Annotated in this window: 21 protein-coding genes and 1 pseudogene; 11 read left to right on the forward strand and 11 right to left on the reverse strand. The window is 64.4% G+C overall.

Translation table 11 applies throughout. The annotated features are described in order from the left end of the window. Positions 1-2: 2 nt before the first annotated feature. The 8 genes from B9A19_RS02955 to B9A19_RS02990 form a co-directional block, all read right to left on the reverse strand. Positions 3-440 carry an acyl-CoA thioesterase gene (locus B9A19_RS02955; RefSeq protein WP_084089047.1) on the reverse strand — a complete coding sequence of 146 codons (438 nt, stop codon included), beginning with the start codon at positions 438-440 and terminating at the stop codon, positions 3-5. Next, entirely contained in the window at positions 433-1,962 is a 1,530-nt protein-coding gene (locus B9A19_RS02960; RefSeq protein ID WP_084089048.1) for an HAL/PAL/TAL family ammonia-lyase, read from the reverse strand. Before B9A19_RS02960 ends, B9A19_RS02955 begins: the two co-directional genes overlap by 8 nt. After that, the gene (locus tag B9A19_RS02965) at positions 1,932-2,882 is read right to left on the reverse strand and encodes a lysophospholipid acyltransferase family protein (protein ID WP_245804246.1); all 951 of its coding nucleotides are present in this window, start codon (positions 2,880-2,882) and stop codon (positions 1,932-1,934) included. The genes B9A19_RS02960 and B9A19_RS02965 overlap by 31 nt, the downstream gene beginning before the upstream one ends. Further along, complete coding sequence (locus tag B9A19_RS02970) at positions 2,879-3,616, reverse strand: glycosyltransferase family 2 protein (RefSeq protein ID WP_084089050.1); 738 nt, start codon at positions 3,614-3,616, stop codon at positions 2,879-2,881. The genes B9A19_RS02965 and B9A19_RS02970 overlap by 4 nt, the downstream gene beginning before the upstream one ends. Beyond that, positions 3,613-5,271 (reverse strand): ApeI family dehydratase, encoded by a 1,659-nt coding sequence (locus tag B9A19_RS02975; RefSeq protein ID WP_084089051.1) that lies wholly within the window; start codon positions 5,269-5,271, stop codon positions 3,613-3,615. Before B9A19_RS02975 ends, B9A19_RS02970 begins: the two co-directional genes overlap by 4 nt. Beyond that, positions 5,264-5,824, reverse strand: coding sequence for a COG4648 family protein (locus B9A19_RS02980; protein ID WP_084089052.1), 561 nt, complete (start codon positions 5,822-5,824; stop codon positions 5,264-5,266). Before B9A19_RS02980 ends, B9A19_RS02975 begins: the two co-directional genes overlap by 8 nt. A gap of 37 nt (positions 5,825-5,861) precedes the next feature. Beyond that, the gene (locus B9A19_RS02985) at positions 5,862-6,122 is read right to left on the reverse strand and encodes a phosphopantetheine-binding protein (RefSeq protein ID WP_084089053.1); all 261 of its coding nucleotides are present in this window, start codon (positions 6,120-6,122) and stop codon (positions 5,862-5,864) included. Positions 6,123-6,202: 80 nt separating this feature from the next. Further along, the gene (locus B9A19_RS02990; protein ID WP_176216743.1) at positions 6,203-6,937 is read right to left on the reverse strand and encodes a beta-ketoacyl synthase chain length factor; all 735 of its coding nucleotides are present in this window, start codon (positions 6,935-6,937) and stop codon (positions 6,203-6,205) included. A gap of 300 nt (positions 6,938-7,237) precedes the next feature. On the opposite strand from B9A19_RS02990, the gene hemA reads away from it, so the two are divergent. Beyond that, positions 7,238-8,497: a glutamyl-tRNA reductase gene (gene hemA / locus B9A19_RS02995; protein WP_084089082.1), complete on the forward strand. Its 1,260-nt coding sequence runs from the start codon at positions 7,238-7,240 to the stop codon at positions 8,495-8,497. Next, entirely contained in the window at positions 8,494-9,570 is a 1,077-nt protein-coding gene (prfA, locus tag B9A19_RS03000; protein WP_084089055.1) for a peptide chain release factor 1, read from the forward strand. Before hemA ends, prfA begins: the two co-directional genes overlap by 4 nt. A 100-nt stretch (positions 9,571-9,670) precedes the next feature. Here the strand turns inward: prfA and B9A19_RS03005 are convergent, their stop codons facing one another. Together B9A19_RS03005 and B9A19_RS03010 are read right to left on the reverse strand one after the other, a co-directional pair. Continuing rightward, positions 9,671-10,303, reverse strand: a complete 633-nt coding sequence (locus B9A19_RS03005; RefSeq protein WP_084089056.1) for a VC0807 family protein — start codon at positions 10,301-10,303, stop codon at positions 9,671-9,673. Between the two features lie 78 nt (positions 10,304-10,381). Further along, positions 10,382-11,281 carry a LysR family transcriptional regulator gene (locus B9A19_RS03010; RefSeq protein ID WP_084089057.1) on the reverse strand — a complete coding sequence of 300 codons (900 nt, stop codon included), beginning with the start codon at positions 11,279-11,281 and terminating at the stop codon, positions 10,382-10,384. A 107-nt stretch (positions 11,282-11,388) separates the two neighbouring features. On the opposite strand from B9A19_RS03010, the gene B9A19_RS03015 reads away from it, so the two are divergent. From B9A19_RS03015 to B9A19_RS03055, 9 genes are all read left to right on the forward strand, one after another. Continuing rightward, on the forward strand, positions 11,389-12,078 hold the full coding sequence (locus B9A19_RS03015; RefSeq protein WP_084089058.1) for an SDR family oxidoreductase: 690 nt from the start codon (positions 11,389-11,391) through the stop codon (positions 12,076-12,078). Then, positions 12,075-13,178 (forward strand): alkene reductase, encoded by a 1,104-nt coding sequence (locus B9A19_RS03020; protein ID WP_084089059.1) that lies wholly within the window; start codon positions 12,075-12,077, stop codon positions 13,176-13,178. The genes B9A19_RS03015 and B9A19_RS03020 overlap by 4 nt, the downstream gene beginning before the upstream one ends. Continuing rightward, complete coding sequence (locus B9A19_RS03025; protein ID WP_084089060.1) at positions 13,175-14,191, forward strand: zinc-binding alcohol dehydrogenase family protein; 1,017 nt, start codon at positions 13,175-13,177, stop codon at positions 14,189-14,191. Before B9A19_RS03020 ends, B9A19_RS03025 begins: the two co-directional genes overlap by 4 nt. Before the next feature lie 107 nt (positions 14,192-14,298). Beyond that, complete coding sequence (locus B9A19_RS03030; protein ID WP_084089061.1) at positions 14,299-16,152, forward strand: ribonuclease catalytic domain-containing protein; 1,854 nt, start codon at positions 14,299-14,301, stop codon at positions 16,150-16,152. Positions 16,153-16,223: 71 nt separating this feature from the next. Further along, entirely contained in the window at positions 16,224-16,775 is a 552-nt protein-coding gene (locus B9A19_RS03035) for a hypothetical protein (RefSeq protein ID WP_139798620.1), read from the forward strand. 101 nt (positions 16,776-16,876) lie between these two features. Further along, complete coding sequence (gene panD, locus B9A19_RS03040; protein ID WP_084089063.1) at positions 16,877-17,257, forward strand: aspartate 1-decarboxylase; 381 nt, start codon at positions 16,877-16,879, stop codon at positions 17,255-17,257. A 468-nt stretch (positions 17,258-17,725) separates the two neighbouring features. Next, positions 17,726-19,795 (forward strand): glycosyl hydrolase family 18 protein, encoded by a 2,070-nt coding sequence (locus B9A19_RS03045; protein ID WP_245804247.1) that lies wholly within the window; start codon positions 17,726-17,728, stop codon positions 19,793-19,795. Between the two features lie 193 nt (positions 19,796-19,988). Then, positions 19,989-21,794 (forward strand): DUF3472 domain-containing protein, encoded by a 1,806-nt coding sequence (locus tag B9A19_RS23235; protein WP_084089064.1) that lies wholly within the window; start codon positions 19,989-19,991, stop codon positions 21,792-21,794. 154 nt (positions 21,795-21,948) lie between these two features. Further along, positions 21,949-23,946: a M60 family metallopeptidase gene (locus B9A19_RS03055; protein WP_084089065.1), complete on the forward strand. Its 1,998-nt coding sequence runs from the start codon at positions 21,949-21,951 to the stop codon at positions 23,944-23,946. A 56-nt stretch (positions 23,947-24,002) separates the two neighbouring features. Here the strand turns inward: B9A19_RS03055 and B9A19_RS03060 are convergent. Beyond that, positions 24,003-24,329, reverse strand: a pseudogene (locus tag B9A19_RS03060) (IS4 family transposase); the annotation flags it as partial.

A 24,329-nucleotide genomic window follows, 5' to 3' on the forward strand; every position in this document is an offset into this window, starting at 1 on the left:
TCTCACGGGCGGGGTACTCCCAGTTTTTGCAGCAGGATGGGGGGCGATACAAAGCACATGCTGTTGCTGGCCATGTCGACCGCTACCTGCACGGTATGGCCGTGCGTCAGCCGTTGTCCGCTATCGGCATCGCGGATTTCATAGCGGATTTTCAGACGGTTTTCCCACTCGACGATGGTGGCCGAAATGCGGATGCGCTGCTGGTAGCGCAGTGGCTGCGCATAGCGGATCTGCAATTCGATCACTGGCCATGAATAGCCCGACTCGCGCATTTGCGGGTAGTCGTAATCAAGTTGTTGCAACAGCGCCGTGCGTGCGTATTCGAAATAGCGCACGTAATGGCCGTGCCAGCAGATTTCCAGCGGATCAAGATCGTGGAAGGGCACGATCCAGTCCACGCTGGTGCCCAGTGGCGGGCGCGTTGCGGTCGGTTCAGTCATGCGTCTCCCATAGGCCGGTCTGGATGCCGTCGACCAGCGCGCGTAGCAGCGGCTCCAGTGCCACATCGTCGGCTATGAAGGGGATGGCAGCGTTCAGGCGGGCGACAAAGGCATCGGCACCCGGTTGCAGCGGCATGCTGCCGGCAGCGGTTTGCGCGCGTAGCGCCAGACCTTGCCGCACGCTGATCAGCATGGCGGCCGCCACTTGCTCGGTCAGCTGCAGCACGCGCAGTGCATCGCGCGCGGCGATGGTGCCCATGCTCACCTTGTCCTGGTTGTGGCACTCGGTAGAGCGGCTGAATACCGACGCGGGCATGGTGTTTTTCAGTGCTTCTGCCGTCCACGCCGATGCGCTGATCTGCAGCGCCTTCAGCCCGTGGTTGATGGCGGCCGTGGGGCCGCTGGCGCCGGACAGATTGGCGGGCAGGCCGTTGTTGTAGCGCGCATCGACCAGCAGCGCCATCTGCCGGTCGAGCAGGTCGGCCACGTTGGCGATCAGGTTTTTCAGGCTGTCCATCGCAAATGCGATATGGCCGCCGTAGAAATGGCCGCCGTGCAGCACGCGCTCGCCGTCCGGGTCCACCAGCGGGTTGTCGTTGGCGCTGTTCAGCTCGTTCTCGATCATGCCGCGCAAAAACGGCAGCGCATCGTCGAGCACGCCGATCACGTGTGGCGCGCAGCGCAGCGAATAGCGGTCCTGCAGACGGTGATCGTTGCGCCCGGCCTTGTTCTCGCCCAGATCGGCGCGCAGCCGTGCCGCTGCAGCCTGCTGGCCGGGGTGGGGCTTGGCGCCGAACAGGGTTTCGTCAAAGTGCTGCGGGTTGCCGTCGATGGCGGCAACGGCCAGCGCGGTGATGCGGGTGGCCAGCCGCGACAGCCGGTCGGCGCGTTGCCAGACGAGGCAAGCCAGCCCGGTCATCACCGCAGTGCCGTTCATGATGGCCAGGCCTTCCTTGGGCCGCAGTTGCAAGGGCTGCAGGCCGGCGCGGGCCAGCGCATCGGCGGCGGGCATGACGGCCCCGGCGTACAGCACGTCGCGTTCGCCGCACAGCGCGGCTGCCACATAGGACAGCGGCGTCAGGTCGCCGCTGGCGCCCACCGAGCCTTCCTGCGGGATCAGTGGCAGGATGTCGTGCTGCAAAAAGGCCTGCAGTTGCTGCAGCAAGCCCCAGCTCACGCCCGAATAGCCCTGGCTGAGCGAAGCCAGCCGTGCGGCCAGTATCGCGCGTGTTTGCGCGGCATCGAAATGCGCGCCGTAGCCGCAGCCGTGATAGGTGTAGAGCTGGCGCGGCAGGGCGGTGGCAAGTTCGACCGGCACGGCTACCGTACACGAGTCGCCATAGCCGGTGGTTACGCCATAGATCACGCCATCTTCGGCCAGCAGACGCTGCAGGAAATCGGCGCCACGGTTGATGCGTGCCTGGAACGCAGGGGCATCGCTCAGCGCTGCCTGCCTGCCCTGGACGGCCATCGCGGCAATGTCCTCTATGGTCAGCCGGCGTTCGCCGAAGGGGATGTGCATGAGGGCGTCCAGTAGGGGTAGAAGTTGAACCATTGCAGCGGTGCGGCCAGGCATTCAGCCTCCAGCAGCCGCGCAAACGCGGCGGCCAGCGGCACGATGGCGGCATGGCGGTCGGCGCGTGGCAGCGTTACCCGTTCGGCCAGCTGGCGTATGGTGATGTGTGCAACATCGCCGCGCCGTCCGGCGATGACGGCCAATAGCGGGCACTTGAGCACAGAGGCCAGAATATACGGCCCGGCCGGAAAGCGCGCAGTTGCGGCCAGAAAATCCGTTTCGATGACTTCAGTCTGCCTGGAGACCGGCACGCGGTCGGCAGCAATGACGACGAACTCGCCCTGCGCCACCCGCTCGGCCAGCATCACGGCGGTGGCCATGTCCAGCTCGGTGACCTGGATCAAGCGCACATCGGCATCCGGGTTGGCCTCCTTGAGCAGGCGGTTGAAGCGCTCTGCATGCCGCGTGTGCACCAGCACGTTCAGTTGCAGGCCGCGCCGGCTTTCACCAATGCGGCGGCAGAGCTCGACATTGCCGATATGCGCGGTGACGATGACGCCGCCACGGCCGGCATCGCGCAGGCGCAGCAGCGCCTCGCGGCCTTCTACCTGCACCGGGGCGTCGGCCAGCTCACCGCGCCAGGTCAGTACCTTGTCGAGCATGGTTTCGGCAAAGGCGCCGAAATGGCGCAGCACATTGCGCAAGGTGGGCACAGGTGTATTGCCGTTACTGAGCGCATGCAGCCGCTGCAGGTAATCGCGCGAAGCGCGGCGGGCCACGCCATTGGTGAGCACATACCACGCCAGCACCGGATACAGCGCGATGCGGAACGGCCAGCGGCCGAACAGCCGGTAAATATGCACGAACAAGCGCATGCCGCGCACAAAGCCCAGCTCGCCTAGCCGTGCCCAGTGTGGAGCGCTCACGCCCCGCTCCGCAGGTGGCGTGCCAGCAGCATGGGCGAGCGCCACAGCATGCCGCCCAGCAGGCGGATCAGCATGGCGGTGATGCGCAGGTTGTCGCGCAGGTAATTGAAGTGCGAGATGCCGTCGCTGGGGTAAGTGACCCGCGTTGGTACATTGATGATGCGCACATCCTGCCAGTCGAGACGGATGGCGATCTCGATGTCGAAATCCATGCGGCGGGTGCGCGGCATTTGCGCCAGCACCGGCAGCGTGTGCGCCAGCGGGTAAACGCGGAAACCGCACATTGAATCCGTGATGCGGCGCGACAGCGTAATGGCCCACACCATCAGGTGTGCTGCATAACGGCCATAGAAGCGCACGCGCGGTACGCTGGCGTCGTATTGCGGGCAGCCGGTGATAAGGGCGGTCGGGTGTTGCTGCGCCAGTGCCAGGAAGCGCGGCACGTCGCCGGTATCGTGCTGGCCGTCGGCGTCAATTTGCAGCGCGTGGCTGTAGCCCTGCCGTGCCGCTTCATGCAGGCCGGCCATCACCGCGCCGCCTTTGCCCTGGTTTTGCGGCAGGCGCAGCAGGCTGACCTGTGCCTGCGTGGCCAGCGTATCCAGCACCGCCGCACAGGCGGGGGCGCTCCCGTCATCGACCAGCAGCACGGGCAGCCCGTGCGTGCGCAGGCTGGCAACGACCGTGCCGATCGCATGTTCGTGGTTGTAGACCGGGATCACGGCCACGCAATTCATGAAACAACCTCATTGAAACGAATACGCCCGCTGGCGTGGCGCGTCTGCGCCGCGTCGCAGGTAAAGGCAAGCTGCCGCTTGCCGGCATCCCGGTCCAGAGCGAGCGTGACGACGGCGCCGGGCTGGATGATGCGTTGGAACTTCAGTTGCTGCAGTTGGGCAAATGTACCGGCCACGCCCAGCCATTCACGACCGTAGCGTATGGCCCAGTCGACCAGCACCACGCCGGGCAGCACCGGCGCCGCAGCAAAGTGACCATCAAAATGCACCAGATCGGCCGGGATGTACAAGGTAGCAGTAACACCATCCGGCCGGCGTGTGAGCGCGATGACTTCCGGCATGGCAGGTGCGGGGGCGAACAGCGCACCCAGCAGCGCGTCGGTGGTTTTGCCCAGTGCGTTGTGCGGTAGCTCGGCCACGAAGCGCCAGCGGCGTGGCAATGCGATGGGGTCCAGGCTGCCCACCAGCGCTTGCCGCAACGTCTTGTCGAGCGCGGCACGGCCAGCCTCTGCCAGCCGCGCGACACCCTCGGCGCTGAGCACCAAGACCGCCGCGATTTCATCGCGCTGGCGGTGCAGCGGCAGCGCACGTGCCGCGCTGACCAGCGGGTGGGCGGCAAGCAGTGCTTCGATCTGTGTCAGTGAGATGCGTTTTTCTTCAATCTTCACGATGCGGTCGGCGCGGCCCAGCAGCTGTAGCTGGCCGTTTTCCAGTCGTGCGCGGTCGCTGGTGGCGTGCCAGTGGTCATCGGGCAGAAAAGGCGAGTGCAGCCACAGCACGTCGTCGGCATCGGTGCGCAGTTGCACGCCCGGTTGTGGCGTCCAGGCGTCGTCCGGGTGGTGGCGATGCGCAATGCCGCCGGTTTCCGAACTGCCGTAGACCTCGGTCACCGGGCTGCGCAGCAGCGCGCGACACTGCAGGTTGGCGCTGGCGTCGAGCGGCCCGCCGGATGAGAACACCATGGGCAGGGATGCGGGCAGCGGGGGCCGCTCCGCCAGCGCTGCCACACGCTTGAGCATGGCCGGACTGGCGACCAGCACGTGCGGCACCTCCGCCGGCAGCGTCCAGATCGATTCGGGCCACGGCAATGTATCGGCAACGAACGCACGGCCGGCAGCCAGCGGCCACAGGATGCGGAACAGCAAGCCATACAGATGCTGGTGCGGCACCGATGAGGCAATGCGTGCATGGGCGGGCATACGCGCGCCAAAGGCGGTTTCGAGCACATCCACCTCGTTACGCAACTGCGCCAGCGTCTTGCTGATGGCGATGGGCTGACCAGTGGTGCCGGAGGTGAAAATGGTCAGCGCTGCGGTGGCCGCAGGCGGGATGGGGGGGCTTGCATCTGTCGCCTCGTCCCAGCCGGTGAGCTGGGCGTCGGCGGCGTCGCCTACCCATGCTTGTGGCAAAGCCTGTCGCGTGGTGGGCAAGGCGTCACCGGGTACGACCGGCGCCAGCCCGGCGCGCCAGCCGGCAATCAGCCACACGGCAAAGCGATAGCTGTCGCTGTCGAACAGCACGATCTGCGTTTCGCCCAACCGGCCCAGTGCTGCTTGTGCGCAGGCTACGTCGCGCAGGAACTGGTTGCGCGGCACCGGTGCGCTGCCGCGCCAGGCGATGACGGGGTGGTCGGCCAGCGGCCACGGGTCAAACACGCCCGGCCTCCCGGTCGCGACGCATTACGCGCAGGCGCACCAGATATTCGCCACCCAGCAACAGGCCCATGGCCAGATAGGCAATCAGCCCGTTGTAGCTGGCCCAGACGGTTTCCGGCTGCGTGGTGGTCCATAGCGCAATGGCGCCATTGACGGCAAAGAACACGCACCAGACGAGGGTGACCTTGCGGGTATAGGTAATGCCGGCTGGTGGCAGCTCGGGGGTGGATAGTCGCGCCAGCCGTTCGATGATGGTCGGCCCGCGCATCAGGCTGGCGGCAAACAGCGCCAGCATGGCGGCATTGACCAGCACCGGGTAGAGCTTGAGTGGCAGTGACGAGCGCGACAGCAGCGCGGCCGCGCCCAGCAGTGCGGCAAGCAGCGCCAGCCAGCGGCCACTGCGTGCGTTCAGCACACCGCCGCTGCGGGCGCGCACCAGTACCAGCGGCAGCAGCAGCGCACCCGCGATCCAGAATGGCCAGCCGCGCCAGTGGCACAGCCAGAACAGCAGTGGCAGCAGCACGCCAGCCAGCAGGCTCAATGCGCGGCTCATGGCAGGGCGGTCATCATGGGCCAGGACTGCATGCGGCCTATTTGGTGCGTGCGGCAGCAACGAAAGCCGCCAGGCTGGCGACCGAGGCAAAGTGCTGGCGTGTTTCTGCCGATTCGGCGCTCAGGCTCAGACCGTAACGCTTTTGCAGCGCCACGCCCAGCTCCAGCGCATCGATTGAATCCAGCCCCAGGCCGTCACCGAACAGCGGCGCATCGGTATCGATGTCGGCAACGCTGATGTCTTCGAGGCCCAGTGTGTCGATGATCAGGTTTTTGATCTCGAGATCAAGGTCGGCCATGCTTTCTCCGTTGGCTTGCGGTGGCGAATGGTTCTGGTTTTGAGTATTTCGGGCGGCATCATGTCACAACCTGGCCGGCACTAACTATCGCTGCTATCCGGCGGGGTGTCGGTAACACGGCGGCATTGCCAGCCGCCTCTCACGGTCAGGCCCAGCTTGGGGGCGGGGCCGAGCAGGAAATACAGCACGTCCAGCGCCCTGGCATTCCGTTTGTCGCTGCCCTTGTTGTCGAGCACAAAATCGTTGCCGGGGGCCAGCTCCAGCACGCAGGCCACCGGTGCTTCTGCCGCATCGGCAAATGCCGCGTACACCGCCGGCAGCGGGTGGTCGGCCAGACACAGCAGCACTGATGGTGCGCCCTCCTGCAGTTGTGCCAGTGCTTCGGTCAACCCGGCAAAGGCGGTTTCCGGCCCGGCGGCTATCGCGGTCACGGGGGCATTGCTGCGCTGGGCAATCGTGAACAGACCGGGAATGGCATTGTGTACCGCCATGCTGAATGCCTGTGGCGAGACGCTGCCCTCGGCAGCCAGCTGCTGCAACAGCGGCACGATGCGCCCGGTTTCTCCGTGACGGCTGGCGTACACAATGGGCTGGCCGCGATAGGTGATGGCATCGGCATACAGCGTTTCCAGCGCCATGCGCCCCAGCCGCTCGGCCCGGCGCCGCAGCATGGCCGGCATCGCTGCTACCGGCGGCACGTCGTCGCCCTCAGGCTGGCGGGCTTCGTGGCGCCAGGCTTGCCAGGCGGCGGCAGTATCCAGGCCCGGCGCCCAAGCGGACCATGCCGCAACGCGAAATGACAAGGCGCGGCTCACCGTGACTTCGCCTCGGCAAGGGGCAGGCAAAAAGCGGGTGGCTGGCAGGGAAGGGTTTGGCGCATCGTTGCAGGTCCGGCGCGCGGCTGGCGGCGCTGGCGGATGATTCAAAAGCGGGTTGAAGCTGGCCTGATTCTAAACGAAAAGCCGCAAATGCAAGCACGCAGGGCGCCGGTCAGCCCGATGACCGGACGTGCATCCTGCCATTGCGGGCAATCACTACCGGCGGGATGGGCAAAGTCGCGTTAAAATAGCGGGTTACTTGCATCGACACGCATGCGCGTGCGCCCCACTGCCCAGATGAAATTGCTCGTTCTCGGTATCAACCACCAGACAGCGCCGCTTGCGGTGCGCGAGCGGCTGGCCTTTACGCCGGCCGAGCTGGAAGGCGCGCTGGGCGAGCTGGCGCGGGTGAAGGGCGTGAGCGAGGCGGCCATCGTCTCCACCTGCAACCGCACCGAGCTGTATTGCAATGCGCGCGATGCCGACGCGGTGCTGGGCTGGTTTGCCGCGCAGCGCGGCCGCCCGGTGGACGAAGTGGCGCAGCACCTGTACCGGCTGGAAGACGACGAAGCCAGCCGCCATGCCTTCCGCGTGGCAGCCGGGCTCGATTCCATGGTGGTGGGTGAGACGCAGATCCTCGGGCAGCTCAAGGATGCCGAGCGTGCCGCGCGTGATGCCGGCAGCATGGGCGTATTGCTGAACGGCCTGTTCAAGCGCGCCTTCCAGGTGGCCAAGACCGTGCGCACCGAGACCAAGATCGGCTCGGCATCGGTGTCGATGGCCGCCGCATCGATCAAGCTGGCCGAGCGCTTGTTCGCCAGCGTGGCCGATTGCAAGGTGCTGTTTGTCGGCGCGGGCGAGATGATCGAGCTGTGCGCCACGCATTTCGCTGCGGCACAGCCCTGTAGCATCGTAGTGGCCAACCGCACGCTGGAGCGTGCGGAGGCACTGGCTGGCCGTTTCGGCGGCGAGGCCATGCTGCTCAACGACATCAGCACCCGGCTGGCCGAGTTCGATATCGTCGTCAGCTCCACCGCATCGCAACTGCCCATCATCGGCAAGGGCATGGTCGAGCGCGCCTTGCGCGCGCGCAAGCACAAGCCGATGTTCATGGTTGATCTGGCCGTGCCGCGTGATGTGGAAGGCGAAGTGGCCGAATTGTCCGACGTGTATCTGTACACCGTCGATGATCTGTCCGAAATCGTCCGCCAGGGCGTGGCCAGCCGCGAAGGCGAAATCGAAGCGGCCGAAGGGCTGGTTGATGCCGGCGTGGCCGAATTCCACCAGTGGGTGGCTTCTCGCACCCTGGTGCCGACGATACGCGAGCTGCGCGACCATACCGACCGCATTGCCCGCCACGAGCTGGCGCGCGCCAAGAAGCGCCTTGCCGCCGGCGATGATCCGGCCGAGCTGCTTGAGCGGCTGACCGAACAACTGACTGCCAAATTCCTGCACGCACCGTTGGCCACGCTCAACAGCGCCGCGCCCGACGAGCAGGAACTGCTGGCTGCCGCCACGCGGCGCCTGCACCGTTTACCGACTGAAGACAACGAATGAAACCCTCGATCTTTTCCAAGCTTGCCCAACTGAAAGACCGGCTGGAGGAAGTGGGCGCGCTGCTCGCGTCCGAAGATGCCACCAAGGACATGGACCAGTACCGCAAGCTGACCCGCGAACACGCCGAGCTGGAGCCGGTGGTGCAGCTGTTCAACGATTTTTGCGCCACCGAGGCTGATCTCACCACCGCGCAGGACATGCTGGCCGACCCGGACATGAAGGACATGGCCGAGGAAGAAATCGTCGCCGCCAAGGCGCGCATCGAGGCGCTGGAACTGGATCTGCAAAAGGCGCTGCTGCCCAAGGACCCGAACGACGAGCGCAACATCTTCCTGGAAATCCGTGCCGGTACCGGCGGTGATGAATCGGCGCTGTTCTCGGCCGATCTGTTCCGCATGTACACGCGCTATGCCGAGCGCAACCGCTGGCAGGTAGAGATCGTGTCGGCCAGTGAGTCTGATCTGGGCGGCTACAAAGAAGTGATCGCGCGCATTGCCGGTTTTGGCGCGTATTCGCGGCTCAAGTTCGAATCGGGCGGCCACCGCGTGCAGCGCGTGCCGGCGACTGAAACGCAGGGCCGTATCCACACCAGTGCCTGCACCGTGGCGGTGATGCCGGAAGCCGATGAAGTGGGTGAAATCGAAATCAACCCGGCCGATCTGCGCATCGATACCTTCCGCGCCAGCGGCGCCGGTGGCCAGCACATCAACAAGACCGATTCGGCCGTGCGTGTCACCCACATCCCGTCCGGCATCGTGGTCGAGTGCCAGGACGACCGCAGCCAGCACAAGAACAAGGCGCGTGCGCTGGCTGTGCTGGCCGCGCGCATCAAGGACGTGCAGGACCGCGCCCGCCATGCCGAAGAGGCTGCCACGCGCAAATCGCTGGTTGGTTCGGGTGACCGGTCCGAGCGTATCCGCACCTACAACTTCCCGCAGGGGCGCATGACCGACCATCGCATCAACCTGACCTTGTACAAGCTGGATCAGATCATGGATGGCGATCTGGATGAGCTGACGCAGGCGCTGGTGAACGAACAACAGGCAGAGCTGCTGGCCGCGCTGGGCGAATAAGCGCCCGTTTCACCGGCTTTGGTGCCAACAAAAAACCCGGCTTGGCCGGGTTTTTTCATGGGGCGATGCAGTGGGCCGGCTTGCGACCGGATAGCCTGTGTCACGCGACTGCGGCTGTCATCGCCCGCGCCCGCAAGCGGCGGCGATACCACAGCGTCCACAACATCATCACCCCGTAAATGCCATAGCCTATGGCCGGGCCGATGGCGAGAAAGCGCGCTGGCGGCAATGTCCACGCCAGCCAGGTGCGCACCACGGCCTCCAGCACCAGCGCGCCGCCCCAGATGGCGGTCATCAGCTGCAGCGTTCTGCGGTTGGCTGGCACGCTGGCCCATTGCTCGAAGCGGCTGGTGGCCTGCCCATCGCCGCCGGCTTGACCGGACTGGCTCATTGCGCGGCCCAGGTGATACACCAGCGGCTGCCGCATTGGCAGGGTAATCAGGAACAGCAGCCCCAGCACGCCAGTCACCAGCGATTCGCGCACCAGCACCAGCCGCGCATCGCCGCCCAGCAGCATCAGCAGCACCGATGCGGCTATCCCTGCCAGCACCAGACCGGACAGGGCATCGACGCGGCGCGTGCGCGCCAGCTCCCACAGGCTCCACGCCAGCGGTGGCGCAGCCGAAGCCAGCAGGCCGTTCAGCTCGCCCCAGCGTGGCGCGACCAGCGTATAGGCCACCCAGGGCAGCAGCAGGTTGACGATGAGTTCAATGATCAAATGGCGGTAGCGCATGTGGTCTCCCTTCGATGTGGCTGCGATATTAACGGCAGATCGCCAAACTGGTTGGCCTGTTGGCGGCGGCCTGCGCACTCAATCTTGCAGTGCTTGCATGCGCATCAAGCAATAATCGCGGAACGCCAGCACGCGCGGCAGCGCGTGGCGGCTGCCGTTGCGCACCAGATAGAGGGGAGTAGGCTCGCCCAGCCAGTCGGGCAGGGCGGCTACCAGCCTGCCGGCGGCTAGGTCGTTGGCCACGTCCAGCCGTGATTTGTAGGCCACGCCCCAGCCGCGCCGTGCCCAGTCGCTGACTACGGCACCATCGTTGCAGTAGCGGCGCGGCCGCACTTGTACCGTGGTCGTGACGTCGCCTTGCGCAAAGCGCCAGCTCACATGCGGCGTGTCGCGGATGCTGAAAGCCAGGCAGTGATGCGCGGCCAGTTCGTCCGGGTGCCGTGGCATGCCGTGCTGCGCCCAATAGGCCGGGCTGGCCACCAGCACGCGGCGGTTATCCGGCGCCAGCGCGGTGGCGATCAGGTTGGCATCCTGCGGAATGCCGGCACGCACGGCCAGATCAAGTGAATCCGCCACCAGATCGTCCACGCGGTCGGCCAGCACCAGGCTGGGCACGATGGCCGGGTGCAGCCGGCAAAAGCCGTCCAGCCAGTCAAGCACGAACTGGCGGCCAAAGTCGGACGGGGCGGCAATGCGCAGCGGCCCGGCCAGCTCGCCGCGTGCGCCGGCCAGTTCGTCCAGCCCCTGCGCCAGCGCATCCTGCGCGGCACGGGTGCTGCGATACCAGATTTCGCCCTCGTGCGTGAGGGTGAGCTTGCGCGTGCTGCGCTGGAACAGCTGCACGCCCAGCTGGCCTTCCAGCCGCTTCAATGCCATCGACAGCGCGGCCGGTGTCTGGTCCAGGTCGCGAGCCGCACCCGAGATCGAGCCGCGCTCGACGATGCGCAAGAACCAGTCCCAGCCGGGTAATTCGCTCATGACTATTCAAATTTATTTGAAAATATTTTCAGGATTATGCGCTTTTTCGCTGCCAAATCCAGGTGCACCATGCAGTCCATGTCACATCGACACACACGGAGCAGATCATGACGACTTTGGCAGGCAAACAGGTTTTGGTAGTGGGTGGCACGCATGGCATCGGCCGTGCGGTGGCCGAGGCCGCACTGGCGGCGGGCGCAGTGGTGACGGTGGCCGGCCGCAGCGGCAGTGCACTGCCGGGCGCCACGCAGATTGCGGTCGATCTGGCCGCGCCGGCGCAGTTTGCCGGCCTGCTGGCCGGCTTGCCCGTGTTCGATCACGTGGTGTTTACCGCTGGCGCACGCATCGGCTCGCCCAAGTTTGCCGATGCCGATCTGGCCGAGTGGCGGCTGGGCTTCGAGGTGAAGTTCTTCGGCACCATCGCGCTGTTGCAGGCGCTGTTGCCCCGGCTGGCGGTTGATGCGTCCATCCTGCTGACTTCCGGCGTCTTGTCGCGCAAGGCATCGGTGGGCGGCATCACCAAGGCCACCCTGAATGCGGCCACCGAGGCACTCGGCCGCAATCTGGCCAAGGAGCTGGCGCCGCGCCGCGTCAACGTGGTGTCGCCCGGCGTGACCGCCACCGATATCTGGGGCAGCGGCGCCGCGCGGGACGACAAGCTGGCCGGCATTGCCGGCAACTTGCCGGCCGGGCAGGTGGTGCAGCCGGCCGATCTGGCGCAGCTCTACCTGCTGGCACTGACCCAGCCGGCCATGACTGGCAGCGTACTCGATCTGGAAGCAGGAGCACTGCTATGAGCCGCCGCTTGTTTACGCCGTTCATTCTGGGCGGATTGCCCTTGCCCAGTCGCATCGTGATGGCGCCGATGACGCGTGCCCGCAGTGCCCAGCCGGGCAATGTACCGACTGCACTGATGGCGCAATACTATGCACAGCGCGCCAGCGCCGGGCTGATCATCACCGAGGCCACGCAGATCAGCGCCGGTGCGCAGGGTTATTCGTTCACGCCCGGCGTGCACAGCGAGGCACAGATTACCGGCTGGCGGCAGGTGACCGATGCGGTGCATGCCGCCGGTGGGCGCATCTTTTTGCAAATCTGGCACGTGGGCCGCGTATCACACCCGGTGTTTCACGACGGTGACCAGCCGGTGGCGCCGTCGGCCATCCAGCCGCAAGGCACGCAGGTATGGGTGGCCGATGAACACGGCGTGGGGGCGATGGTTGATTCCCCGCAACCACGCGCGCTGACGGTGGACGAGATCGCCGGCATCGTTGCCGATTTCCGCAGCGCAGCGCGCAATGCGATCACAGCCGGCTTTGACGGCGTGGAAATCCACGGCGCCAATGGCTATCTGATCGACCAGTTTTTGCGCAGCAACAGCAACCAGCGCACTGATGAATACGGCGGCAGCCCGCAAAAACGGCTGCGCTTCTTGCAGGAGGTGGTCGGCGCGGTAACGGACGAAATCGGCCCGCAGCGGGTCGGCATCCGCCTGGCGCCGTTCATCACCTTCAAGGACATGGACGACCCGCAGATCGTCGACACCATTTTGCTGGCTGCCGAGTGGCTGGATGGCAAGCTGGCCTATATCCATCTGTCCGAGGCCGATTGGGACGACGCACCGCAAATCCCCGATGATTTCCGCCATGCGCTGCGCCAGCATTTTGGCGGTGCCATCGTCGTTGCCGGCCGCTACGACGAACAACGCGCCGAGCACGTGCTGGAAGCCGGCTGGGCCGACCTGGTGGCTTTTGGCCGCCCCTTTGTTGCCAACCCTGACCTGCCGGCGCGACTGCTGCACGGCTGGCCGCAGGCCGCGCTGGAGCCAGCCACGCTGTTTGGCGGCGATGCTGCCGGCTATACCAGCTACCCCGCCTATCAAGGAGAACATGCATGAAAGCCGTCGCCCTCACGCATTACCTGCCCATCGACAACCCCGATGCACTGCTGGATGTGGTGCTGCCCAAGCCAGAAGCCAGCGGGCGTGACCTGCTAGTGAAAATCGAGGCCATCGCGGTCAACCCGGTCGATACCAAGGTGCGCAGCCCCAAGGCCAAGTTCGAGCTGACGCCGCGCGTGCTGGGCTGGGATGCCGCCGGTGTGGTCGAGGCCGTCGGGCCGGAGGTAACCTTGTTCAAGCCGGGCGATGCCGTTTACTACGCGGGCGACATCACCCGCCCCGGCAGCAATGCCGAATACCAGCTGGTGGACGAGCGCATTGTCGGCCACAAGCCGGCCAGTCTCGATTTCGCGGGCGCCGCGGCCTTGCCGCTGACCGCCATCACCGCGTGGGAGGCCTTGTTTGACCGCCTGCGCGTCGGCAAGAGCGGCGCCGATGCTGGCAAGACTGTGCTCATCGTCGGCGGTGCCGGCGGCGTGGGCTCGATTGCCATCCAGCTGGCCAAACAACTGGCCGGCCTGACGGTGATCGCTACTGCAGCGCGGGCTGAATCGCAGGCGTGGGTCAAGCAACTGGGTGCCGATGCCACGGTGGATCACCGGCAGGATCTGGTGGCGCAGGTGCGCTCGCTCGGGCATCAGTATGTTGATTACATCCTGTGCTTCAACAATACCGATCAGCACTTTGCTGCACTGGCCGAACTGATCGCGCCGCAATCCACCATTGTCACCATCGTCGAGAATGCGCGGCCGGTGCCGGTGGAGTTGCTCAAGAGCAAGAGCGCGCTGTATTCGCAGGAGTTCATGTTTACCCGCAGCATGTTCCAGACGGCAGACATGATCGAACAGCATCGCTTGTTGAACGAGGTGGCCAAGCTGGTCGACGCAGGTACGCTGCGCAGCACGGTGGGCGAGCACTATGGTGCCATCAATGCCGCCAACCTGCGCCGCGCGCATGCCACGCTGGAGGCAGGGCAGACCATAGGCAAGATCGTGCTGGAGTGCTTTTAAGACTGAACAAGGCCCGGCCATGCCGGGCCTTGTTCTTTCCATCGGCTTTTCAAGTGTTTGCCTTGGGGGGTGTTGTATAATCGCGCCCTTTTCTGTCGGATACACCCATGCACGTTTTTTACGAGGAAGACGGTAGTTTCAAGGTTGCCACCGTCAAGGAAAGCCAGCCGGCCAGCCTCATGGTGGAAGACGTGCGCGGCAAGCGCAGCAAGGTCAAGACCAGCAACGTGCTGCTGAATTTCGAGCGCCCGGACCCGGCCACACTGTGGAGCGAGGCTGAAGCGCTGGCGACCGACATCGACACCGATTTCCTGTGGGAAGTGTGCGAGCAGGCCGAGTTCTCGTTCGACAAGCTGGCGGCCGATTACTTCGGCGAGAAGCCGAGCGCACCGCAGCAGGCCGCCGTGCTGTTCGCCATCACGCGCAACCCGATGTACTTCTACAAGAAGGGCAAGGGGCACTACAAGCCAGCGCCGGAAGACAATCTGAAAGCGGCCAAGGCCGGGCTGGAGCGCAAGCAGCGCGAGGCCGAGCAAATGGCAGCCTGGCAGGCCGAGCTGATGGCAGGCAAGGTGCCGGAGGCATTTGAAGCGCAGCTGAAGAACCTGCTGCACCGCCCGGACAAGAACCGCATCGAATGGAAGGCGCTGGCGCAAGCCGCTGACGAGGCGCACCTGTCGCCGCTCCGTTTGCTGGAAAAGGCTGGTGCGATCAAGGATGTCGAGCAGTATCTGCTGGATGGTTTCCTGCTCGAATACTTTCCGAAGGGGCGTGATTTCGAGCCGACCCAACCAGTGAGTGCGCCGGAAGACCTGCCGGTGGCCGATGTACAGGCGTTCTCGATTGACGACGCAACCACCACCGAAATCGACGACGCGTTCAGCCTGAAAAAGCTGCCCAACGGCAATACGCAGGTGGGCATCCACATTGCCGCGCCGACGTTGGGTATCGCCCCGGGCAGCGAGCTGGACCTGCACCTGCTGGAGCGGTTGTCCACCGTCTATTTCCCCGGCGACAAGATCACCATGCTGCCCGACAGCGCGGTGCGCGTGTTCACGCTGGAAGAGGGCAGCGCCCGTCCGGCGGTCTCGATGTATCTGGAAGTCGGCCCGGGCTTTGACATCCTGTCGCACCGCTCGGCCATCGAGCGCGTGCCGGTGGCGGCTAACCTGCGCCACGGCGATGTGGAGGCCCACTTCAACGAAGACACCGCCGGCCGCGACGGCGGCGACTACCCGTGGAAGGCAGAGCTGACTTTTCTGTGGCATCTGGCCGGTGCGCTAGAAGCGCGCCGTGGCCGCGCCGACGACCCGAATGCGCCGGTACGCCTCGACTACAGCTTCTATGTCGACAAGCTGGATGACGGCAGCAAGCAAGTGCGCATCATCCCGCGCAAGCGCGGCGCCCCGATGGACAAGCTGGTGGCGGAAATGATGATTCACGTCAACAGCCAGTGGGGCAAGGATTTGAAAACGGCGGAGATCGCCGCCATCTACCGTACACAGTCGCAAGGTCGTGTGCGCATGACCACGCAGGCCGGCCCGCACGTGGGGCTGGGGGTGGATTGCTATGCGTGGTCCAGCTCGCCGCTGCGCCGCGCGGTCGATTTCATCAATCAGCAACAATTGCTCGCCATGGTACGCGGCGACAAGCCGCGCTACGCCCGCAACGACGCCGAGCTGTTTGCCGCCATCGGCTCGTTTGACACTGCTTATGCGGCGTACAACGAGTTCCAGGACAAGATGGAGCGCTACTGGTGCCTGCGCTATCTGGAGCAGGAGAACATCAAGGAGTTCTCCGGTTCGGTGATCAAGGAGAACCTGGTGCGTATCGACGGCATGCCGCTGGTGCTGCGTGTGGGCGGCTTGCCGGAATTGCCGGCCGGCTCGACGGTCGTACTGCAAAGGCTGGCCATCGACTATCTGGAACTGAATGTCGATTGCCGCATGGCAACCATCTGAGTGTGTGGCAGCGGCCGGCGCAGTTCGTCGGCCGGCTTGCACGCCTGCGTGGATACGGACTAACTTTGAACATGCTACCGAAACAACCCCTTAGCCGCGTATTGCCCATCCGTTTTCGCAACGGCGAGCAGGTGCGGCAGTTTTCCAAACCCTGCGTGCGCTGCGGTCACATGATCAATGCCAAGGACATGCTGGGCACTGCACGGCTGCTGGATGACCATATCGCCATTGCCGCGCAGGCCAATTGCCCCGAGTGTGGCGAGCGCTTTGGCGTATCGTGCGTGGTGGACATGAACAAGCGCGTGCGCCGCGTGGTGGTGCCGGCATGGCTGTTCGGCATGTATCTGCGTAATCTGCCGGTGCAACAGCACGAGCGTACCGCCGATGACGGTTCGCTGGTAGGCAATGTCGACCCCGAACCGGTTGCTGCGGCGCCCGCGCCGGTGCGTGCACCACAACAGGTCGTGCGTGGCGAGGAGGTGGTCGGCCGCTTCCAGGACAAGCCGATACCAGCCTGGGTGGTGGTGGACGGCAAGCGCATGGACTTCGAGCGGGTGGAGCTGGGGCAGAAGATTGCCGCACACGAATTCCTGCTGGATGGCTGTCTGGTCTACAAAGACTAGGCCGCCGTGCGGCATCATGGCGTTAATCCGCACTTGGCTTTGCAAATCAAGCCGCTATAATCGCCACCCCAACTCGTTTATATGACCGGCGGAGGTTCGCCATGCAACGTTCGATGCTCAAGTCCAAGATTCACCGCGCAACCGCCACCCACGCGGAGCTGCATTACGAGGGCTCGTGTGCGATTGACGAGGATCTGCTCGACGCGGCCAACATCCGCGAGTTCGAGGCCATCGATATCTGGAATATCAATAATGGTGCACGTTTCTCGACCTACGCACTGAAAGCGGCGCGTGGCTCCGGCATCATTTCGGTGAACGGCTCGGCAGCGCGCAGCGCGCAAGTGGGCGACCTGCTCATCATTGCCACCTTTGCCCACTACGATGAGGCGGAGATCGCCAATCACCAGCCCTCGCTGGTTTATGTCGATTCGGCCAACCGCATGGTGCGGTCGAGCAACGCGATCCCGACGCAGAACAAGTAATTGCCTGCCGGCCGGTGTTGCAAGTGACACAAAAGAGACACCTTGCTGACAAGTAATTCTGTCAGCTTTGATACAAAAGCCCCCGCCCAAGTTGCGGGGGCTTTTGTTTGTCTGCGCGCAGGGGTTGTGCTGCGGGGCAGGGGCGCCTTGTCCGTTTGCGGCTTTGCAATAAAGCAGCACTGTCTGGAAAAGTCCCTGTAATCAAGGCTTGCGGCGAGATGGCGCAGTTGTTTGTTGCCATGCATCGCGCTGCGCACACCTTAGGGTGTTGTCCTTATCGCGCATGCGTCTTTCTCTGTGCGTAAAAAACGGCGCAGCTGCCTTTTTCGGGCCCCGGGCCGGGCCTTGGCATACCGGATTGTCTGTTGGCACACTCAGCGCGCGCATTGTCCTAGAACCGTGCTTTGCGTGATCTACCCACAACAAAAACCGGTTCAAAAGCCAAGAGAGAGATCTGGAGATCATCTGATGAATTTGAAGCCCTTTGCACTCGCCACGGTGATGGTGACTGCGGTTGCCAGTGCCTACGCTGCGACCTACCCGGCGTGGAGCGCCACACAAACCTATACCGGTGGCGAAATCGTCACCTTCCAGGGTGTCAACTACAAGGCCCAGTGGTGGACCGTCGGCAACAGCCCGGCCACCGATTCCGGCGTGGCCGGTTCGGGCAAGGTATGGTTGATCGTCGGCCCGGCCGATAGCACCACCAGCGTACCGACCGCAACCCCGACTGCCGCTCCGACCGTAGCACCGACCGCAACGCCGACGGCTACCCCGGGCAGCTGCACCGTTGCCGAGTGGAATACCAGCACTGCCTATAACGGCGGCGCACAAGTGGCCTACAACGGCCGCCTGTACAAGGCCAAGTGGTGGACACAGGGCAACGTGCCGTCGAGCAGCACCGGCTCGGGCCTGCCGTGGGAAGACGTTGGCCCGTGCAGCGGCACGCCGACTGCCACCCCGACGGTTGCACCGACCACCAAGCCGACTGTAGCCCCGACTGCTACGCCGACGGCTACCCCGACCGCTACCCCGACCGCCGTACCGACAGCGACGCCGACTGCAGTACCGACGACCAAGCCGACCGTTGCACCGACAGCCACACCGACAGCCACACCGACAGCCGTTCCGACTGCAACGCCGACCGCCGTGCCGACGGCAACCCCGACGGTTGCGCCGACGACCAAGCCGACCGTTGCACCGACCATTCCGCCGGTTACCGGTGGCCGCCAGGTGGGTTCCTACTTCGCACAGTGGGGCATCTACGGCCGCAACTATCAGGTCACCAACGTGGACAGCAGCGGTTCTGCAGCCAAGATGACCTTCCTGAACTACGCCTTCGGCAACATCTACCAGAAGAACGGTGGTTACGAGTGCGGCATCATCAACAAGCTGGAATCGGGTTCGACCAATCCGAGCGATCCGTCCGCCGGTACCGGTGGCGACGCATGGGCCGACTACCAGAAGGGCTTCCCGGGCGACGCCTGGGGCTGGCCGCAGTGGGACGACCCGCGCAACGGCAAGTCCGGCCCGCTCAAGGGTAACTTCAACCAGCTCAAGCAGCTGAAGGCCAAGTACCCGAACCTGAAGGTATTCATCTCGCTGGGCGGCTGGACCTGGTCCAAGTGGTTCTCGGCAGCTTCTGCTACCGACGCACTGCGCAAGCAGCTGGTGAGCAGTTGTATCGACGTTTACATCAAGGGCAACCTGCCGTTTGATGCAGGCTCCAACGCCGGTGGTCCGGGCGTGGCAGCCGGCGTGTTCGACGGCGTGGACATCGACTGGGAATTCCCGGGCGGTGGCGGCCAGCCGTACAACACCGTCAACGCAGCCGACAAGCAGAACTTCACGCTGTTGCTGGCCGAGTTCCGCAAGCAGCTTGACGCAATCGGCGCTACCGACGGCAAGCACTACGGTCTGACCGTGGCGATTGGCTCGGGCAAGGACAAGATCGACAACACCGATCCGGCCGAGTACAGCAAGCAGCTGGACTGGATCAACCTGATGTCGTACGACTTCCACGGCGGCTGGGAAGCCACCGGTCCGACCGACTTCCACAGCCATCTGTACGCTGATCCGGCCAGCCCGAACTACAACGATCCGAAGACCGGTCTGCCGGGCCTGGGCGCGCAGTACAACATCGACAGCGCGATCAAGAATCTGGTTGCAGCCGGCGCACCGGCCAGCAAGATCGTGGTCGGCGTGCCGTTCTACGGTCGCGGCTGGACTGGCGTGAAGAACGTCAACAACGGTCTGTACCAACCGGCTACCGCACCGGCCAAGGGCACTTACGAAGCCGGCATCGAGGACTACAAGGTACTGAAGAGCGCCGCCGGCAACGTGTTTGTCAGCCCGGTGACCAAGCAGTCGTGGAAGTTCGACGGCAGCACCTTCTGGTCGTACGACACACCGGAAGTCATCCAGACCAAGATCGACTACGTGAAGGCCAACGGCCTGGGTGGTCTGTTCAGCTGGTCGCTGGATGGTGACGATGCATCGGGTTCGCTGATGAGCGTCATGAGCCAGGTTCGCCAGTAATACGGCAGCAAGGCATGAAAGCCCTCCCTTCGGGGAGGGCTTTTTTATGAAAGCGACAAAGCGCTGACCGTTGGTCGGCAATCTGGCACTTTCATTGGCGCTCCTTTAAGCTCGCGCCCGCAACACGACACGACAATGCCGCCGCAGAGCGGTCCGTATATCAGCAATCAAGAAAAAACTGACGGAGAGAGTCATGCAGCACTACTTCAGCCTTGCCAAGGGGCTTGCAGGTGCAATGGTTTTAACGGCTGCCGCAACGGCACACGCGGCCAGCTATCCCGCCTGGAGCGCCGACACCACCTATACCGGTGGTGAAACCGTTTCCTTCAACGGCAACAACTATCAAGCGCAGTGGTGGACGCGGGGCGACAGCCCGGCCACCGCATCCGGCCCGGTGGGGTCGGGCAAGGTCTGGCTGTTGCTGGGCGCTGCCACCGGTACGCCGACAGCGACGCCACAGCCGGCGGCGACGCCGACCACCAAGCCGACCAGCGCACCGGTTGCAACGCCGGTTGCAACACTGGCGCCGACCAGGGTGAGCACGCCCACGCCTGGCCCGGCTGCCAGCGGCTATCCGGCCTGGGATGCCAACACGATCTACGACGTGGCCGGCACGCGTGTGAGCTACAACGGCGCGATTTATCAGAACAAATGGTGGACGCGTGGCGACAACCCGGCCCAAGCCGGTGCCTATGGCGTGTGGCAGCTGGTGAGCACGGCGGTGACGCCTGCGCCGACGGCGATTCCGACTGCTGCGCCCACGGCCACGCCGCGCCCAACCAGCACGCCGGTGCCGACCCTGGCCCCAACGCCGGTTGCCACGCCCAAGCCGACCGCAACGCCGGCCCCCACGGCCACGCCAGTGCCGTCACCGCAACCGACAGCGACACCGGTACCAAGCGCCGACAGCTGCGACAACGCCGCCATTGTCACCGCCGTGACCTCAAGCGCGGGCGTGGCCCGCATCGGCTCGGTCTATTCGTCCACCCTGTACGACCCGAGCAACGAAACCACTGGCAACAACACGCACCAGCCGCAAAAAATCACCGTCAAGGTCACGCGTGCCGGCGCTGCACTGGCCGGTTGCAAGGTGAAGTGGACGCCGGTCAACGGCAATGACAGCGGCTGGGTATTCCCGCTGGCCGACAAGACCGACAGCAACGGCCAGGTCAGTGCATGGTGGACGGCCGGCAAGGCCAGCCTGCAAACCGTGCAGGCCAGCGTGCAGCATCAGGACGGCAGCAGCAGCCAGACCGAGATCACCGGCCAGGCGTATCCGCACAGCACCCGCGCCAACTCCATCCACTTCAACTGGAGCTCGCCGGTATGGGACCGCTTCAGTGTGGACGTCACACCGCAGAGCTGGGCGCCGACCACGTATTATTCGGCGATCAACTTCCCCGGCGGTTACACCGGCATCCAGACCAGCCAGGTGCTGTTCTCGCTGTGGGACGTCAATGGCGTCAGCCCGGTCGTGCTGAACAAGGGCATAGCCACGTGCTCCAATTTCGGCGGCGAGGGCACCGGCATCAAGTGCTACGCGCCGATCACGCCTCAGGTCAATGTCACCTACCGCTTCGAGCTGGAAGTGGCGCCGACCAGCGATGGCCGCACCGACTACACGCTGTATTTCACCGACATGAGCGTGGGCACGCGTACCTTGTTTGCCACCATGCGCTACCAGACGTCGGTGACGCCGTCGGGTGCCTCGGCCTTCGTCGAGGACTGGAGCGAGGCCAAGGCATCGTGCCTCGCGAATAGCGCGCGCACCGCTTACTTCCACAACGTGAAGTACCGCAACAAGTCCACCGGGGTGACCACGGAAATCCGCAAGGGCTATGGCGATGCTGTCTACAACCAGTGGCACAACGAGATTTGCGCCAACTATGCGTTCACGGCCGAAAACGGCAAGTTCAAGCTCAGCACCGGTGGTGAAGTCGTCGGCACGCCGCTGAACCTGCCGGGTGGTGCCACCAGCGTCAACGTATCGCTGGATTGATCCAGCAGCATGCCGGCAGTGCTGCAGGGTGCTGCCGGCGTGTTTCAAAAATGAAAATTTAGAAAATCGCTACATGCTTATTTACGCGATATGATGCGGCACCGATGCCGTCAGCATGTATCGGAAAAAAATAATGCCAAGCCAGGAGTGAGACATGTTTGAGAAGTCCGTTCACGCAACGCGACTGTTGGGCGCCGCTGCGCTCGTCGTTGCCGTTGCCAGTGCGCACGCAGCCAGTTATCCGGCGTGGAGCGCCACCACCACCTACAACGGTGGCGAAACCGTGACCTTTGAAGGTCAGAACTACAAGGCGCAGTGGTGGACCCGTGGTGACAGCCCGGCGACCAGTTCCGGCGCAGTCGGCACCGGCAAGGTGTGGCTGCCGCTGGGCACCGCCACCGGCGTGACGACCGCGCCCACGGCCAGCCCGACTGCGGCGCCAACAGTAGCTCCGACCGTGGTCATCACCGCCACCCCCAAGCCCGCTGCAACCGCGACACCCGTGCCGGCCACCGGCAGCTATGCTGGCTGGGATGCCAATACCATTTACGACGTCGCGGGCACGCGCGTCAGCTACGGTGGCAAGGTATACCAGAACAAGTGGTGGACGCGTGGTGACAACCCGGCGCAGTCGGGTGCCTACGGCGTATGGCAGGAAGTGGCCGTAGCGACCACCCCGGCACCGACCGCCACCCCGAAGCCAACCGCGACCGCAGTACCCACACTGGCCCCGACGGCAACACCTGCGCCCACCGCGACACCGCTGCCGACGCTGGCGCCGACAGCCACCCCGGTTCCGACGGCGACACCTCGTCCGACTTCGACCCCGGTGCCGACCGCCACGCCCAAGCCGACTGCGACGCCTGTCCCGACGGCTACACCGACCCCGGCACCGTCGGCCGGCATCGTGCCGCCGCGCGCCATCACGCTGGAGCAACCGGGCAACGTCGGCACCTTGCGTGCCGCGCAGCTGCGCAGCTTCAACCACACGCCTTTCCAGTCCACCGGTTACTGGGTGCAGCCGGGCGACGTACTGGTAGTGAATTACTACTACAGCGGCGTAGCACCGAGCCAGGTGCCGGAAATCTGGATCCACAGCATCGACGACGACACCTGGGGCTATGACAGCGACCAGAAGACCAAGCTGGCCGTGGGTAGCACCACCATCACCGCCAGCAAGGCCGGTGCGGTGTACGTGTCGGTGTTCAACAACCCGACCGGTGGCGACATGAAGGTTGAGCTGGTGTCGGGCGGCCGCGTGATGCCGCGCTTCGTGCTGGGCGAACACAGCGCTGCCGACTGGACGCAGATGCTGGCCACCTATGGCGATGCGCCCTATGGCGAGCTGGTCAGCAAGCGCATGATTCTGACCGCCACCATGGCCAAGGTGAAGAAATTCGCTACCGACCCGGTGGGCGTGATGACAGCGTGGGACAAGATCGTTGGTCTGGAAGACGAGCAATACGGCATCGTGGCCGGCAATGCCTGGCCGCATGCGCCGGACGCGCACCGCTATCACTTTGTCGAATTGCCGCCGTACACCGGCTGGATGTATTCGTGGCAGTACCGCATGGCCAGTGCGTCGGATGACGGCGCTATCGGTTCGGTGCTCAATGCCAAGACCCTGACCACCGATGGCTGGGGGCCGTGGCACGAGCTGGGCCACCAGCACCAGATGTCGACCTTCACCTGGGCGGATCAGACCGAAGTGACGGTGAACCTGTCGTCGGCCTATGTACAGCGTGCGCTGGGCCTGCCGAGCCGCTACGAAACCGGCGGCACCTGGACCAAGACCTTTGCCTATCTGAACCAGTCCACGCGCGACTTCGGCACGCAGTCCGACCTGTTCGTGCGCGCCACCATGTTCTGGCAACTGGACCTGACCTTTGGCAAGGACTTCTATGCCAGGCTGGGTACCAACTACCGCAACATGCCGGCTGCACAGCGCCCGGGCACCGACGACGCGAAGAAGCAGTCCTTCATCGTCGAAACCAGCCGCGTGGCCGGTTACGACCTGAGCCCATTCTTCACGCAGTGGGGCATCCCGGTGGCTGCGGCTACGACCACCACGCTGAACGGCATGGCGCTCAAGCCGCTGACACAGCCGATCTGGCTGAACCGCGACAGCAATGTGGCCTACAAGCTGTATTGATCACATGTAGTGTTGTGCGTAACGAAAAAGCCCGCATCGCGCGTAATGCCAGTCAGTTAAGCCTGACTGGCATTTTTGTTTGGGTATTTCGCCGAACGCCGTTTGACCACTCGAGGATAAGTCCGCCCCTCGCGCCGAGGCGGCAGCACGAATAACCGTGCCTGTTCAAAGAGCAATGCCAGTCGTTTAGGCAGGTTTCCAGCAGACTCCAAGGGCGCAAAGCGCAGTAGATCGATGATCGCCATCGCTGCAACATGAAAGCCGATTCGCTGCGGGGCCACCTGCAGCTGCTCCGCCATCAGACGCATCAGCCGTCGCAACAAGGTGTAGGCAATCAACACGCCCCACAACTCCTGACGCACCAAGGCCGGTTGCTTGCTGCG

The organism is Andreprevotia lacus DSM 23236, from assembly GCF_900176275.1.
GTDB lineage: Bacteria > Pseudomonadota > Gammaproteobacteria > Burkholderiales > Chitinibacteraceae > Andreprevotia > Andreprevotia lacus.